Source organism: Nocardioides halotolerans DSM 19273, assembly GCF_000422805.1.
GTDB lineage: Bacteria > Actinomycetota > Actinomycetes > Propionibacteriales > Nocardioidaceae > Nocardioides > Nocardioides halotolerans.
The window spans coordinates 1-13,038 of sequence record NZ_KE383926.1 but is presented as its reverse complement, the minus strand read 5'-3'; the positions used below and the strand labels follow the sequence as shown (position 1 = coordinate 13,038).

Below are 13,038 nucleotides of genomic sequence, written 5' to 3'. Positions count from 1 at the left end.
CCGACCACCTCCGGAGCCATCCCTGCAGAGGCTTCGAGGCTCGGCCGTAGCCGGCCTCACACCTCAGCCACCGACGGCTCGACCCGGGGCCGGCGCCGACCGCGGCCGGCCCTCGCGCGTCAGCCACCGTCAGGCGGTGGCGCGGTGGAGGGCGACGATGCCGCCGGAGAGGTTGCGCCACTCGGGTTGCTGCCAGCCGGCCTGCGCGATGAGCGCGGCGAGGCCTGGCTGGTCGGGCCAGGCGCGGATCGACTCGGCGAGGTAGACGTAGGCGTCGGGTGACGACGAGACCGCGCGGGCGATCGGGGGCAGGGCCTTCATGAGGTACTCGACGTAGACGGTCCGGAACGGCGCCCAGGTCGGGTGGCTGAACTCGCAGACGACCAGCCGGCCTCCGGGCCGGGTGACGCGGAGCAGCTCGCGCAGCCCCGCGGAGGGGTCAACGATGTTGCGCAGGCCGAAGGAGATCGTCACCGCGTCGAAGGAGGCGTCGGCGAACGGCAGCCGGGTGCCGTCACCGGCGGTGAACGGCAGCGCCGGCTTGGCCTTCTTGCCCACCGTCAGCATGCCGAGCGAGAAGTCGCACGGGACGACGACCGCCCCTCGGTCGGCGAACGGCTGGCTCGACGTACCGGTGCCGGCAGCGAGGTCGAGCACCCGCTCGCCCGGCTTCGGGTCGACGGCGTCGATCACGTCCTTGCGCCAGCGCCGGTCCTGGCCGAGGGACAGGACGTCGTTGGTCAGGTCGTAGCGCTGGGCGACCGCGTCGAACATGCGGCGCACGTCGGCCGGCTGCTTGTCGAGGTCGGCCCGGGTCACCGCCAAAGACTAGGGGCGGCGTGTCTGCAACCCGAAGCCCCCGCCAGGCGTCAACCTGATGACCGACTCCACTTCCCCTCACAGGAGCCTCCATGACCACGCTGCGTCGCGCCGGCCTCGGCCTGCTCGTCGTGCTGCTGCTCGCCGTCTCCGCGGCGGCCGTCGGCTACGCCTCCCGCGGCTCGACCGGCCCCGACCTCGACGGCGGCGCCGCCGTGCAACCCGTCGCGCAGGACGCCCCGGCGCAGCCGGCGGTCGACCCCGTGGCCCAGCCCGTCCAGCCCGCGGCCGAACCATCTCCGCGGACCGCCGACCGCCCCCGCTCGCAGAAGCAACCGCTGCACGCCATGGAGCCCGGCCGCACGCTGCTCTCGTTCGGCGACCGCGGCATGAAGGTGCGCGACCTGCAGGCGCGGCTGGCCGCGCTCGCGTGGTACTTCAGCCGCCCCGACGGGCGGTACGACGCCGAGACGGTCAAGGCCGTGCGCGGCTTCCAGGCGAAGCGACAGATCCCGGTGACCGGCAAGGTCGACCAGCGCACCCTCGACCGCCTGCACGCGATGACCGGCGAGCCCACCCGCGACCAGATGGGGCTGCACAACAAGCCCGGTCCGCTCGACGACCGCTGCCGGACCGGCCGTGTCCTCTGCATCGACAAGACGAGCCGCACGCTGCGCTGGCTGGTCGACGGCAAGGTCCTCAAGACCGTCGATGTCCGGTTCGGCGCGACCGGCACGCCGACCCGCGAGGGCGTCTACTCGGTCTACTTCAAGAGCCGCGACCACGTCTCGTCGCTCTACGACTCCTCGATGCCGTTCGCGATGTTCTTCTCCGGCGGCCAGGCCGTGCACTACTCGTCGGACTTCGCGGCCACGGGCTACTCGGGCGCGTCGCACGGCTGCGTCAACGTGCGCGACTACGCCGCGGTGTCCTGGCTCTTCGACCAGGTCCGCGTCGGCGACAAGGTCGTCGTGTACTGGTCGTAGCCGACAAGGTCGCGCGGCGTGAGGTTGCCCACCCCGGGCGCCTCACGACGTGCGGTGAGTCTGTGCGCTGGCGCGCTGGGAAGTAGGCTCGATCCTCGTGACGAGCGGCCCATCCAGCGACGTCTCGCAAGAGACACCGATCGCGCCCCTCGTCGTCCGCACCGTCGAGCTCGAGCTCCCGCCCGACGCGTCGCTGCTCGACCTGCTGCCGGAGGACCACCCGGTCACCTGGCTGCGGCACGGCAACGGCCTGGTCGGCTGCGGTGTGGCGGCCCAGATCCGCACGAGCGGCGCGCGCCGGTTCGAGGACGCCAACGACTGGTGGCGCGACCTCACCGCCCGGGCGATCGTCCGCAGCGACGTCGACGAGCCGGGCAGCGGCCTGGTGGCGTTCGGCACCTTCGCGTTCTCCGACGCGCCGGCGACCGGACCCGCCGGCGAGTCCGTGCTCATCGTCCCCGAGGTGATCCTCGGCCGCCGCGGCGACACCGCCTGGCTGACCACGGTCTCCTCCGTCGGCGGCCTCGACCAGCTCGACCGCCGGCTCGAGCTCGCGACGACGCCGCCGGCGCCGGTCGACGTGAGCTTCACCGACGGTGCGCTCAACGGCGAGCAGTGGATGAGCGTCGTCGCGGAGGCGGTCGGCCGCATCAACGCCGGCGACCTCGAGAAGGTCGTGCTGGCCCGCGACCTCGTCGCCACCGCGGCCGAGCCGATCGACGTGCGGTGGCCGCTGCGCCGGCTGGCCGAGGAGTACCCCACCTGCTGGACCTTCCACGTCGACGGCATCTTCGGCGCCACCCCCGAGCTCTACGTCCGCCGCGAGCTCGGCCTGGTGACCTCGCGGGTGCTGGCGGGCACGATCCGGCGTACCGGCGACGACGCCCGCGACCTCACGCTCGCCGCCCGCCTGGCCCGGTCGTCGAAGGACCTCGAGGAGCACGAGTACGCCGTGCGCTCGGTCGCCGACGCGCTCGCCCCGCACTGCTCGTCGATGAACGTGCCCGAGGCGCCGTTCGTCCTCCACCTGCCCAACGTCATGCACCTGGCCACCGACGTGACCGGCGTCGTGCACGACTCGGCGACCGTGACCTCGCTCGAGCTCGTCGCGGCCCTCCACCCCTCGGCGGCGGTCGGCGGCACCCCCACCCCGGTCGCGACCGAGCTGATCGCGCAGATCGAGGGCATGGACCGCGGCCGCTACGCCGGCCCGGTCGGCTGGATGGACGCCGACGGCGACGGTGAGTGGGGCATCGCCCTGCGGTCGGCCACGATCGAGGGCAACACCGTCCGGCTCTACGCCGGCTGCGGCATCGTCGCCGACTCCGACCCCGAGGCCGAGCTGGCCGAGACACAGGGCAAGTTCGTGCCGGTGCGGGACTCTCTGAGCCGGTAGGCCGCTACGGGCAGCCGCTGCCCACGCCCACGTCCAGGGCAGCGCACGCCAGGTCGAGGTGCACGCCCGCCCACCAGCCGACCACCTGCTCCGACGGCTGACCCGTGGCCGTGACCAGCAGGCCGGGGTCCTGGGTCCAGGCCAGCCTCATCACCTTCTTCTGGTCGGTGCAGAAGACCCGGCCCGCCGACTCGCGCACCGGGTCGAGCCCACCGCCCACGTGCTGCGCGACGGAGAAGTCTGCTCGGTGCTCCTTGTCCAGGTTCCAGCCGACCTCTCCCTCGGTCGCCCAGGTGGAGCAGTTGCCGGTGTTCGCACCGAACGGCCGGCCCGACCGCGCCTCGACCTCGGCGGTGTAGCCCTCGTAGAGCGCGGCCGGCGTCGGGTACGGCGTGAGGACGACCGTGTCGATGCCGGACGCCGGGTTGGTGCACGTGACGGCTCCGGCGCCGGCGCGGCACGAGTCGGCCGGCAGGCCGGGGCTGTCCGCCGACCTCACCTCCGCCAGCAGCGCGTCGGCACTCCGCGTCGCCTCGCTCCTCGCGCCGGTCCCGTGGTGCTGGTCCGTGGCGGCCTCCGGGTGACCGAGGATGCTCAGCCCCACGAGGACGAGCCCCACCGCGCCCAGCAGCGTGACGGCTCCCACGCCGGTGTCCACTGCGGTGAAGGCTGTGTCCACGGCGCTGGGGGCCCGGGCCGCGCCGGTCGACGGCGGCGGGTCCTCGAGAGGCGACCCGTCCAGCGCCTGCCCGAGACGTACGGCGGTCGCGGGATCCTCCGGGGCGAAGGGCACCCCGACCGCACTCGCCACCACGGGGTGGCAGTCCGCGACGGCACGCTCGTCGAGGTCGACGCGGACCACGGGCAGCCCGGTGGCCGCGGCGTGCCTGGCCGCGAGCCGGCACGCGTGGGCATCGGCGTACGCCGGCGACGCCACCGCGATGAACGCGTCGCTGGCCTCGATCCGTCCGACGACCTCGTTCCACCAGGCCGTGCCGTGCGCGTCGTCGCGGTCGTCGGCCGGCTCGTGCCCGAGGGCGCGCACCAGGCCGGCCACCTCGGCACCCACCGCGCGGTCGCGGTAGGAGCAGCTGACGAAGACGCGACTCATGTTGTTCCCCCGAAAGCCCCATGGACAACTGGTCCAGTCCAGAGAACGTGCATCGGCCCCGGCGACTCATCGCCAACCTGGGGGAGGTTTCGCGACCATCGGCCGCCGAAGGGGTGAGCCTCGCGCTCCGGCGCCACACCCTAGGGTCGGCGCATGCCCTCAGGCGCCCACGACCACGCCCGCGACCCGCGCAACGACGAGATCCTGATCTGGGTCAACGGCGAGCTCAAGCCGCGGGCGGAGGCGACGGTCTCGGTGTTCGACTCCGGCTTCGTGCTCGGCGACGGCGTCTGGGAGGGGCTGCGGATCCACGACGGCCACCCGGCGTTCCTCGAGCAGCACCTCGACCGGCTCTGGGAGGGGGCGGCGGCGCTGATGATCGACCTCGGCGTCACCCGCGACGAGCTTACCCGGGCGGTCTACGACACCCTCGCGGCCAACGGCATGAGCGACGGCGTCCACGTGCGGCTGATGTGCACCCGCGGGGTGAAGTCGACGCCGTACCAGGACCCGCGCGTCACCGTCGGCCCCGCGACGATCGTGATCATCGCCGAGCACAAGCTCCCCACCCCGGAGACGGTCGAGCACGGGCTCACGCTGTTCACCACGCACGTGCGGCGCGCCACCCCCGACACCCTCGACCCCAAGCTCAACGCGCACAGCAAGCTCAACGACATCCTGGCCTGCATCCAGGCCTACCAGGCCGGCGCCGACGAGGCGCTGATGCTCGACCCGCACGGCTTCGTCGCCACGTGCAACAGCACGCACTTCTTCGTCGTGAAGGGCACTCCGGACGCTCCCGAGGTGTGGACGTCGGACGGACGGTTCTGCCTCGGGGGCATCACCCGCGGCAACGTCCTCGCGATGTGCCGGGCGCACGACATCACCGCGCGGGAGACGACCTTCAGCCTGACCGACGTCTACAGCGCGCAGGAGGCGTTCGTCACCGGCACCTTCGCGGGGGTCGCGCCGGTGCGCTCGATCGACGGGCGCACCATCGGGTCGGGCGTGCGCGGCCCGGTGGTCACCCGGCTCCAGGAGCTGTACGCCGAGTGGGTCGCCGCCGACGTGGCCGGGCGGACCGCGCCGTGAGCGGAGGCCGCGAGGTGCGCGTCGCGATGTGGTCGGGCCCGCGCAACATCTCGACCGCGATGATGCGGGCCTGGGAGAACCGCCCCGACACGGTGGTGGCCGACGAGCCGCTCTACGCGGCCTACCTCGCCCGCACCGGCCTCGACCACCCGGGCCGTGACGACGTGCTCGCCTCGCAGCCCACGGCGCTGGACGATGCGGTCGCCGCGCTGCACGCGCCGCTGCCGGAGGGCCGCACCGTCCACTACGCCAAGCACATGGCCCACCACGTCGACCTGGAGGCCGACGCCTCGTGGACCGAGGCGTTCCGCAACGTGCAGCTGATCCGCGACCCGGCCGAGGTGGTGGCGTCCTACGTCCGCTCGCGCGAGGCATGCGAGCCCGAGGACATCGGGCTGCTCCAGCAGCAGTGGCTGATGGAGCGGTGGGACGACGCCGGCCTCGACGTCCCGGTCATCGACGCCGCCGACTTCCTGCGCGACCCCGAGTCCCACCTGCGCTGGCTGTGCGACTGGCTCGGCATCGCCTTCACCGACCGGATGCTGGCGTGGCCGCCGGGGCCGCGCGACTCCGACGGCGTCTGGGCGCCGCACTGGTACGACGCCGTGCTCGCCTCGACCGGCTTCGCGCCCTACCGACCGCGCGAGGTCGAGCTCTCGGCGCACGACGCCGCTGTCGCGGAGGCCTGCCGGCCGGCGTACGACGCGCTGCGCGAGCGGCGGTCAGTCGTCCAGGACACGGCCTAGAACCAGGTCGCGTAGACGGCGAGCACCGCGACGCAGACCAGCGTGGTCTCCAGGAGGAGGGCGCAGAAGACGCCCACCCACTGCCAGGCCGAGACCTCCGCGACCAGCTGTCCGTCGGGGCCGGGCTCGAACGAGAACGGCAGCTGGCTCACCACCGCGGCGCGCTCGGGGTGCCGCGGGTCGGCCAGCACGACCCCGCCGGCGTAGGGCAGCCCGCGCAGCCGGAGGCTGCCGGAGGCGCCGTCGACCTGGTAGCTGATCTTCGTGGTGGTCGACGGGCCGCTGTACGTCCGGCGGGTGACCTTCCAGCCGTGCGCCTGCGCGACGCGCATGTTGCTCATCGTCACGCCGGAGTAGTAGGTGCCGACGGCCTGGACGTCGGCGCCGGTCACGGTCGCGACCTTGCCGTGCGCCAGCAGCCCGACTCGCCGGAAGCGGCGCACCCGGAACCACACCACGAGCAGCGCGGCGAGCGAGATCACGATCGAGAACGTCTCGGGCCAGAAGACGAAGAGGACGACCGGGGTGACCAGGCCCATCAGCAGCGACCACACCTCCCACCAGCTCCACGCGAAGGTGCCGAGCCGGAGCGCGGCCGGCACCCGGCGAGGTGGGTCGGCCAGCGGTGCGACGTCGATGGACGTGGCGACGGACTCGTCGCCGTACGGGACCTGCGCCGACGTCATCTCCCCCGCACCTCCTGGTGTCCGTGCCCGAGTATGGACCTCAGAGGTCGTCCCCGTCGGCACGCCGCACCCACTCCTGGCCCCGCGGGCCGACCAGCGTCTCCATCTGCATCGCCAGGAACTGGTGCCCGGCCTCGGAGTAGACGCGGTCGTGGATGGCGAGGTTCCGCGGCGCACCGACCGCGCGGACGAACTCGATGGCCATCTCGCTGCGGAGCCAGGGTGCCGACGACGGGCACAGCAGGACGTCGACCGGCACCTCGGGGAGGGCGAGCGCGTCGCCGGGGTGGTAGACGACCTGGTCGCCGACGGTCATCAAGTAGCCGGAGTTGTAGGGCTGCGGCAGCTCGGGGTGGATCACGTTGTGCAGCTCGCCCACGGCCCGGACCGGCAGGCCGGCGCCGGCCCCGATCGTGAACGCCGAGCCGGCCGGCACGGTCGTCGTGCGCTCCGCGACGTCCGGAGCGTCGGCCGCCAGCTGCTCGGCGACCTGGCCGACGGTGAACACCGGCGCGTCGGTCGCCCGCAGGTTGTCCGCGTGCAGGTGGTCGGGGTGCAGGTGCGTGACGAGCACGGCCGTCGCGCCGTCGACCGCCTCCGGTTCGGTGAACACACCCGGGTCGAGGACGAGGACCTCACCCTCGTGCTCGATCCGGACGCAGGCGTGGCCGAACTTCGTGATCCGCATGGATCCGAGCGTAGGACGCGATCAGTCCGCCGCACCTCGCGGATCACATCTGGTGAGGACGGCCGGAGCCGCCCCAACCGGACTGGTGACGAGGAGTGAGATGGACGAGACGAGACGACGCCGCTGGATCATCGTGCTGACGGGCATCGGGTCGTTCATGGCTGCGCTGGACACGCTGGTGGTGGCCTCCGCGCTGAGCACGATCCAGCGCGACCTGGGCGCGTCGCTGACCGACCTCGAGTGGACCGTGAACGCCTACAACCTGAGCCTCGCGGTGCTGCTCGTGCCGGCCGCGGTGCTCGGCGACCGGCTCGGCCGGGCGCGGACGTACGCCGCGGGGCTGGCGCTGTTCGCACTGACCTCCGCGGGCGCGGCGCTCGCCGGGAGCGTGGGCGCGCTGGTGGGGCTACGGGTGCTGCAGGGCGCGGCTGCCGCCGTCGTGATGACGCTCGGGCTGGCCCTGCTGTCCTCGGCCTTCCCGCCCGAGAGGCGCGGCGCGGCGGTCGGGCTGTTCAGCGCGGTCACCGGTGTCGCCGTGGCCTGCGGGCCGCTCGTGGGCGGCGCCGTCGTGGAGGGGCTGGCGTGGCAGTGGATCTTCTGGCTGAACGTCCCGATCGGCCTGCTCGCTGCGCCGCTCGTGCTCCGCGTGGTGCCCGAGGCGACGGTGCCGGACAGCAGGCTCGACGCGTGGGGCGTCGCGCTGCTGGGTCTCGGCGTGCTCGGGGTGGTGTGGGGCGTGGTCCGCGGCGAGGAGGCCGGCTGGACCAGCGCGGACGTGCTCGTCCCGGCCGCTGCGGGCGTCGTGCTGCTCGGCGGGTTCGCCGCGTGGCAGCGCCGGGCGCCGTACCCCCTCCTGCCGCCGCGGCTGCTGCGCGTGCGCGGGTTCGCGGCCGGCAACGCCGCCGTCGCACTCACCGTGGCGCCGCTGTTCACGGCGGTCTTCTTCTACGGCCAGCTGCTCCAGGTGGTCATGGGCCACGACGCGCTCGGGGCCGGCGTGCGGCTGATGGCGTGGACCGGCACCCTCCTGCTGGTGGCGCCGGTCGCCGGCGCGCTCGGCGACCGCATCGGCGAGCGACCGCTGATCGTCGTGGGCCTCGCGCTGCAGGCCGTCGCGATGCTGTGGCTGGCGCTCGTGGTCGACCCCGGCATCGGGTTCCTCGACGCGCTGGGGCCGTTCGTCCTCGGCGGCCTCGGAGTCTCGCTCGCCATTCCGGGCGGGCAGAGCGCGGCCGTCGCCTCGGTCGCCGACCGCGACGTCGCCACGGCCGCCGGGGTCAACAGCACCGTGCGGCAGCTCGGCGGCGTGCTGGGCATCGCGGCCACCGTGGCGGTGTTCGGTGCGACGGGAGGGTTCGCGACCCCGGACGACTTCGTCGACGGGTTCCGCGCGGCGATGCTCACTGCCGCCGGGCTGTCGGCCCTCGGCGCGGTGGTTGCGCTGACCCTGCCCGCGCGGCGAGGCAACCTGCCCGACCGCGACGAGCAGACGGACGGACCCGTCGGGTCCGGGTCCCTGGAAGGAGCAGCAGCATGACCGCACGGATCGTGACCTACCGGGTCAAGGACGGGCGCGCGGAGGAGAACTCGGCGTACGTTCGCGACGTGATGGCGGACCTGGCGGCGCGCAGGACCGAGGGCGTGACGTACTCGGTCTACCTGCTGGACGACGGCGTCACCTTCGTCCACGTCGTCGACGAGAACGGTGAGGGAGGACAGCTGGAGGTCTCAGAGGCCTTCCAGCGCTTCACCGCAACCCTGGTCGAGGACCGCTGCGCGACCACGCCGGAGCTGCGCGCAATGACGCTCGTGGGGAGGTACGCCGGATGACGCTGGCGTCGGAGGCATTCGCCGAGCAGGTCGCGCCGCTGCGGCCGGGTCTGCTGCTGCACTGCTACCGGATGCTCGGCTCCTCGCACGACGCCGAGGACGCCGTGCAGGAGACCCTGCTGCGCGGGTGGCGCGGCGTCGACCGCTTCGAGGGACGTAGCTCGCTGCGGACCTGGCTCTACACGGTCGCCACCAACGTCTGCCTGCGCGAGATCGAACGGCGCGGCCGGCGGCTGGTGCCCGTCGACCTCGGGTCGGCCGCCGATCCGGCCGATGGGCTGGCCGCGCCGCTCACCGAGACCGTGTGGCTCGGCCCGCTCCCCGACGCCGGGATCACCTGGGAGTCGTCGCCCGTCGACGCCGTCTACGAGCAGCGCGAGGCCGTCGAGCTGGCCTTCGTCGCAGCACTCCAGCACCTGCCCGCGCTCCAGCGGGCGGTGCTGGTGCTGCGCGACGTGCTCGCCTTCTCCGCTGCCGAGACCGCGGAGATCCTCGACACCAGCGTCGCCTCGGTGACGAGCGCGCTCGCCCGGGCCCGCGGGGCGGTGCGCGCGGTGCTGCCGAAGCGGAGCCAGCAGGAGGTGCTCCGCGAGGTGGGCGACCGCCAGGTCCGCGCGACCGTGGCGGCGTTCGTCGCGGCCTGGGAGCGCAACGACGTCGACGCCGTCGTCGCGCTGCTGGCCGAGGACGTCGAGATGTCGATGCCGCCGTTCGCCGAGTGGTACCGCGGCCGCGCCGCAGTTGCGGCGTTCCTCACCGAGCTGCCGCTGCGTCCCGGACGGCGGTGGCGCGCCGAACCGGCCTCCGCCAACGGTCAGCCGGCGATCACGCTCATGGTGTGGGACGCGCGGGTCGGCGCGTTCCTGACCCACGGGCTGTCGGTGCTCACCTTCGGGCCCGGCGGCATCACCGGCTTCACGACGTTCCTCGACCCCGCGGTGGTGCGCTGACCGCCCGCCGCTGTCCTAGGCTCCGGCCATGCCCCTGCCGTCCGACGTGTCGATCCGGCAGGCCGTCGCCGCGGACGCCGAACCGCTCGCGCACCTGCACGTCGACGTCTGGGACGACGCCTACACGGGCCTGATGCCGCAGGGCATCCTCGACGACCGCCGCGAGAAGGTGGCCGAGCGAGTCGAGCGCTGGAAGGAGATCCTCCGCGGACCCGAGCCGACGTGGGTCGCCGAGGACTCCGACGGACTGGTCGGCTTCGCCTCCGCCGGCCCCGCCCGCGACAACGACATCGACGACCTGCTCGAGCTGTACGCGCTCTACGTGCGGGCCTCGGCGTGGGGCACCGGCGTCGGCCACGCGCTGTTCGAGATCGCGGTCGGCGACCGCGCCTGCTACCTGTGGGTGCTGGCCGGCAACGAGCGCGCGATCCGCTTCTACGAGAGGCAGGGCTTCCGCCTCGACGGCACCGAGGACGAGCACGACGAGGGTCTGCACGTGCGGATGGTGCGGGCTGGCACCTAGTCGGCAACGACGCCTGGAGCGACTGATCTGCGGAAGCTCCCGTAGCCGAACGTAGTGATCACGATCGCCGCGGTTTCACCCGAGCGGGAGTCCGACAGGTCAGCAGCCGATCACTACGTCCATGTACGGAGCTGCGGGATAAGGAATGCACTCGCTGCGGCGTGAGCGGAGGTTCTCCCGGCTGGCTTAGGGTCGCAACGTGCCGTTCGGACGCCGACGACAAGAGACGCTCTTCGACCCGACGAAAGTCGACCTTGTTGCCGAAGCCTCCGATGGGGCAGTCGAGTTGGTCATCGTGGCCGATAGCCCATGGACCGGCTCGGACGCTCAGCTGAGCAGCCTGCAGGAGAAGGTGCAGTCGTACGTCTCGTACGCGCTGGACGGTGGACTCAGCACGTCACATCCCGAAGTCGCGGGTCGCCCATGGCGCATCCTCGTCCACTCACAAGTTGGGGAGCCTGACGAACGCACCCAACAGGTGCTGGCGGGGGTGGCAGACCGTCTCCCGACCTACGGCGGCTCCTTGACGGTCCGCAGCGACATCTGAACGTCCGTCACTCACGGCCATGACCGCGCTCTCATCGCGGCACGACAGGACGTAGCGGTGGCAGGCTGCCATTGTGAAATCGTCGTGCTCACTCCTGAGGCCGTCGAGCCCCGCGTATCGGCATGACCGACCTCTATGTGGGCGCCTTTCAGCGGCCTAGACGGTATGAGTGATCTCGTCGTCTGACGGGGTTGCGGGCCGGGGCCTCACTCACAAATGGTCGTGGGTTACCGAGTAGGGGCTGCCTGCTCGGCCTATCCAACAGTTGTGGGAGGCCCCGGTGTTCACCGAGCGTACGAGCGTGGGGCTCGACGTGCACGCACGATCTGTCGCGGCTGCGGCGATCGATGGCGTCACGGGCGAGCTGTTCAAGGCGAAGCTGACCCCGTCACACGAGCACATCAGGTCCTGGCTTGGTGACCTGCCGGGTCCGGTGGCGGTGGCTTATGAGGCGGGCCCGACGGGGTTCGGGTTGTCGCGGGCGTTGAACGCGGCCGGGATCCGGTGCGAGGTGGTGGCGCCGTCGAAGCTGCAGCGACCCAGTGGTGATCGGGTCAAGACCGACGCCAAGGACGCGGTGCATCTGGCTCGGTTGCTGCGGCTGGATGAGATCACTCCGGTCGCGGTCCCCAGTGTCGAGCAGGAAGCGGCCCGGGACCTGGTCCGCGCCCGTGAGGATGCCCGCGGTGACCTGATGCGAGCCCGGCACCGGCTGTCGAAGCTGCTGCTGCGCCAAGGGCACGTGTACTGCGGCGGGCAGGCGTGGACGGGTGCCCACGATGTGTGGCTGCGACAGACCGGCGCCCAGCTCGCAGCGGTGGCGACCCGGGCGACGTTCGGGTCCGACTACGAGGCCGTGCTGGCGGTGAAGGCCCGCCGGGACCGGCTCGACGCCGCGATCGCGGCGATGGCCGCGGACTGCGAGTTCACCCCGCTCGTCACTCGGCTGGGGTGCCTGCGTGGGATCGGCACCCTGACCGGGTTCGCGTTGGCGGTCGAGGTCGGCGACTGGGACCGGTTCACAGGTAAGACCATCGGCTCCTTCGTCGGCCTGGTGCCCAGCGAGTACTCCTCGGGCCAGTCGAGGGTTCAGGGCTCGATCACCAAGACCGGGAACACCCACCTACGCAGACTGCTGGTCGAAGCGGCCTGGCACCACCGACCCGCCTACCGGGTCGGCAAGACGATGCGTGAGCGGTGGGAGCTGGCCGGCCCCGCCGCCCGAGCCCGCGGTGACGAGGGCAACCGACGGCTGCACCATCGCTGGAACACCATGCGCGCCCGACACAAGCGTCACGTCGTGGCCAACATCGCCGTCGCCCGCGAGCTGGCCGGCTGGTGCTGGTCCCTGGCCGTGCTCGAGGAGTAACCCACCCCGGACTGCTTCGTCGGAGGAGGACGGTGGCAGCAGCGCGAGGAGCGACCCGCGAAACAGCTATGAGCAACGCCGAGTGATCGGCGCGACGCTCGACCCTAGACACGCGACCCGCTCCAGCCGAACAGCCCGTCCTGCGGTAACCAACCCGCGCATATCAGCCTGACCGCGCGTCGAAAGACACGCCCAGCCACCACCACAGACGACGAAGCAGAGGCGCCCGCCCCGAGCAATCGGGACGGGCGCCTCACCCTGCCTATTGACAGGAACGACCTACATATCAGCTGTC

At 72.4% G+C, this 13,038-nt stretch carries 14 protein-coding genes; 10 read left to right on the top strand and 4 right to left on the bottom strand.

Features of this window, described 5'->3' with window-relative positions; all coding sequences use genetic code 11:
- Window positions 1-129: 129 nt before the first annotated feature.
- Window positions 130-819 (bottom strand): demethylmenaquinone methyltransferase, encoded by a 690-nt coding sequence (locus G514_RS0121775; RefSeq protein ID WP_028653474.1) that lies wholly within the window; start codon window positions 817-819, stop codon window positions 130-132.
- A gap of 92 nt (window positions 820-911) precedes the next feature.
- Here G514_RS0121775 and G514_RS0121770 point away from each other — a divergent pair, with 92 nt between their 5' ends.
- Together G514_RS0121770 and G514_RS0121765 are read left to right on the top strand one after the other, a co-directional pair.
- Window positions 912-1,805, top strand: coding sequence for a L,D-transpeptidase family protein (locus G514_RS0121770; protein ID WP_051248046.1), 894 nt, complete (start codon window positions 912-914; stop codon window positions 1,803-1,805).
- 97 nt (window positions 1,806-1,902) lie between these two features.
- Window positions 1,903-3,201 (top strand): isochorismate synthase, encoded by a 1,299-nt coding sequence (locus tag G514_RS0121765; RefSeq protein WP_028653472.1) that lies wholly within the window; start codon window positions 1,903-1,905, stop codon window positions 3,199-3,201.
- Between the two features lie 4 nt (window positions 3,202-3,205).
- Here G514_RS0121765 and G514_RS0121760 read toward each other — a convergent pair whose 3' ends face one another.
- Window positions 3,206-4,312, bottom strand: a complete 1,107-nt coding sequence (locus G514_RS0121760) for a toll/interleukin-1 receptor domain-containing protein (protein WP_028653471.1) — start codon at window positions 4,310-4,312, stop codon at window positions 3,206-3,208.
- Window positions 4,313-4,465: 153 nt separating this feature from the next.
- Here G514_RS0121760 and G514_RS0121755 point away from each other — a divergent pair, with 153 nt between their 5' ends.
- Together G514_RS0121755 and G514_RS0121750 are read left to right on the top strand one after the other, a co-directional pair.
- The gene (locus tag G514_RS0121755) at window positions 4,466-5,404 is read left to right on the top strand and encodes an aminotransferase class IV (protein WP_028653470.1); all 939 of its coding nucleotides are present in this window, start codon (window positions 4,466-4,468) and stop codon (window positions 5,402-5,404) included.
- A complete protein-coding gene (locus G514_RS0121750) occupies window positions 5,401-6,150 on the top strand; it encodes a sulfotransferase-like domain-containing protein (RefSeq protein ID WP_028653469.1) in 750 nt (249 codons plus the stop codon). The genes G514_RS0121755 and G514_RS0121750 overlap by 4 nt, the downstream gene beginning before the upstream one ends.
- Here the strand turns inward: G514_RS0121750 and G514_RS0121745 are convergent.
- Together G514_RS0121745 and G514_RS0121740 are read right to left on the bottom strand one after the other, a co-directional pair.
- Window positions 6,147-6,836 carry a hypothetical protein gene (locus tag G514_RS0121745; RefSeq protein WP_028653468.1) on the bottom strand — a complete coding sequence of 230 codons (690 nt, stop codon included), beginning with the start codon at window positions 6,834-6,836 and terminating at the stop codon, window positions 6,147-6,149. The genes G514_RS0121750 and G514_RS0121745 overlap by 4 nt on opposite strands.
- 40 nt (window positions 6,837-6,876) lie before the next feature.
- Entirely contained in the window at window positions 6,877-7,524 is a 648-nt protein-coding gene (locus G514_RS0121740) for an MBL fold metallo-hydrolase (RefSeq protein WP_028653467.1), read from the bottom strand.
- Window positions 7,525-7,624: 100 nt separating this feature from the next.
- On the opposite strand from G514_RS0121740, the gene G514_RS0121735 reads away from it, so the two are divergent.
- From G514_RS0121735 to G514_RS0121710, 6 genes are all read left to right on the top strand, one after another.
- Window positions 7,625-9,061: an MFS transporter gene (locus G514_RS0121735; RefSeq protein ID WP_028653466.1), complete on the top strand. Its 1,437-nt coding sequence runs from the start codon at window positions 7,625-7,627 to the stop codon at window positions 9,059-9,061.
- Window positions 9,058-9,354 carry a hypothetical protein gene (locus G514_RS0121730; protein ID WP_028653465.1) on the top strand — a complete coding sequence of 99 codons (297 nt, stop codon included), beginning with the start codon at window positions 9,058-9,060 and terminating at the stop codon, window positions 9,352-9,354. Before G514_RS0121735 ends, G514_RS0121730 begins: the two co-directional genes overlap by 4 nt.
- Complete coding sequence (locus tag G514_RS28305; RefSeq protein WP_051248043.1) at window positions 9,351-10,304, top strand: RNA polymerase subunit sigma-70; 954 nt, start codon at window positions 9,351-9,353, stop codon at window positions 10,302-10,304. The genes G514_RS0121730 and G514_RS28305 overlap by 4 nt, the downstream gene beginning before the upstream one ends.
- 28 nt (window positions 10,305-10,332) lie before the next feature.
- Window positions 10,333-10,827, top strand: coding sequence for a GNAT family N-acetyltransferase (locus tag G514_RS0121720; protein ID WP_036565991.1), 495 nt, complete (start codon window positions 10,333-10,335; stop codon window positions 10,825-10,827).
- A gap of 199 nt (window positions 10,828-11,026) precedes the next feature.
- Entirely contained in the window at window positions 11,027-11,374 is a 348-nt protein-coding gene (locus G514_RS0121715; protein WP_028653463.1) for a DUF6572 domain-containing protein, read from the top strand.
- 280 nt (window positions 11,375-11,654) lie between these two features.
- Complete coding sequence (locus G514_RS0121710) at window positions 11,655-12,743, top strand: IS110 family RNA-guided transposase (RefSeq protein WP_028651606.1); 1,089 nt, start codon at window positions 11,655-11,657, stop codon at window positions 12,741-12,743.
- Window positions 12,744-13,038 lie beyond the last annotated feature (295 nt).

Bases quoted from the DNA above. Each gene is read 5' to 3' on its own strand.
- G514_RS0121770 (WP_051248046.1), top strand. From the start codon at position 912: ATGACCACGCTGCGTCGCGCCGGCCTCGGCCTGCTCGTCGTGCTGCTG.
- G514_RS0121760 (WP_028653471.1), bottom strand. From the start codon at position 4,312: ATGAGTCGCGTCTTCGTCAGCTGCTCCTACCGCGACCGCGCGGTGGGT.
- G514_RS0121755 (WP_028653470.1), top strand. From the start codon at position 4,466: ATGCCCTCAGGCGCCCACGACCACGCCCGCGACCCGCGCAACGACGAG.
- G514_RS0121745 (WP_028653468.1), bottom strand. From the start codon at position 6,836: ATGACGTCGGCGCAGGTCCCGTACGGCGACGAGTCCGTCGCCACGTCC.
- G514_RS0121740 (WP_028653467.1), bottom strand. From the start codon at position 7,524: ATGCGGATCACGAAGTTCGGCCACGCCTGCGTCCGGATCGAGCACGAG.
- G514_RS0121735 (WP_028653466.1), top strand. From the start codon at position 7,625: ATGGACGAGACGAGACGACGCCGCTGGATCATCGTGCTGACGGGCATC.
- G514_RS0121730 (WP_028653465.1), top strand. From the start codon at position 9,058: ATGACCGCACGGATCGTGACCTACCGGGTCAAGGACGGGCGCGCGGAG.
- G514_RS28305 (WP_051248043.1), top strand. From the start codon at position 9,351: ATGACGCTGGCGTCGGAGGCATTCGCCGAGCAGGTCGCGCCGCTGCGG.
- G514_RS0121720 (WP_036565991.1), top strand. From the start codon at position 10,333: ATGCCCCTGCCGTCCGACGTGTCGATCCGGCAGGCCGTCGCCGCGGAC.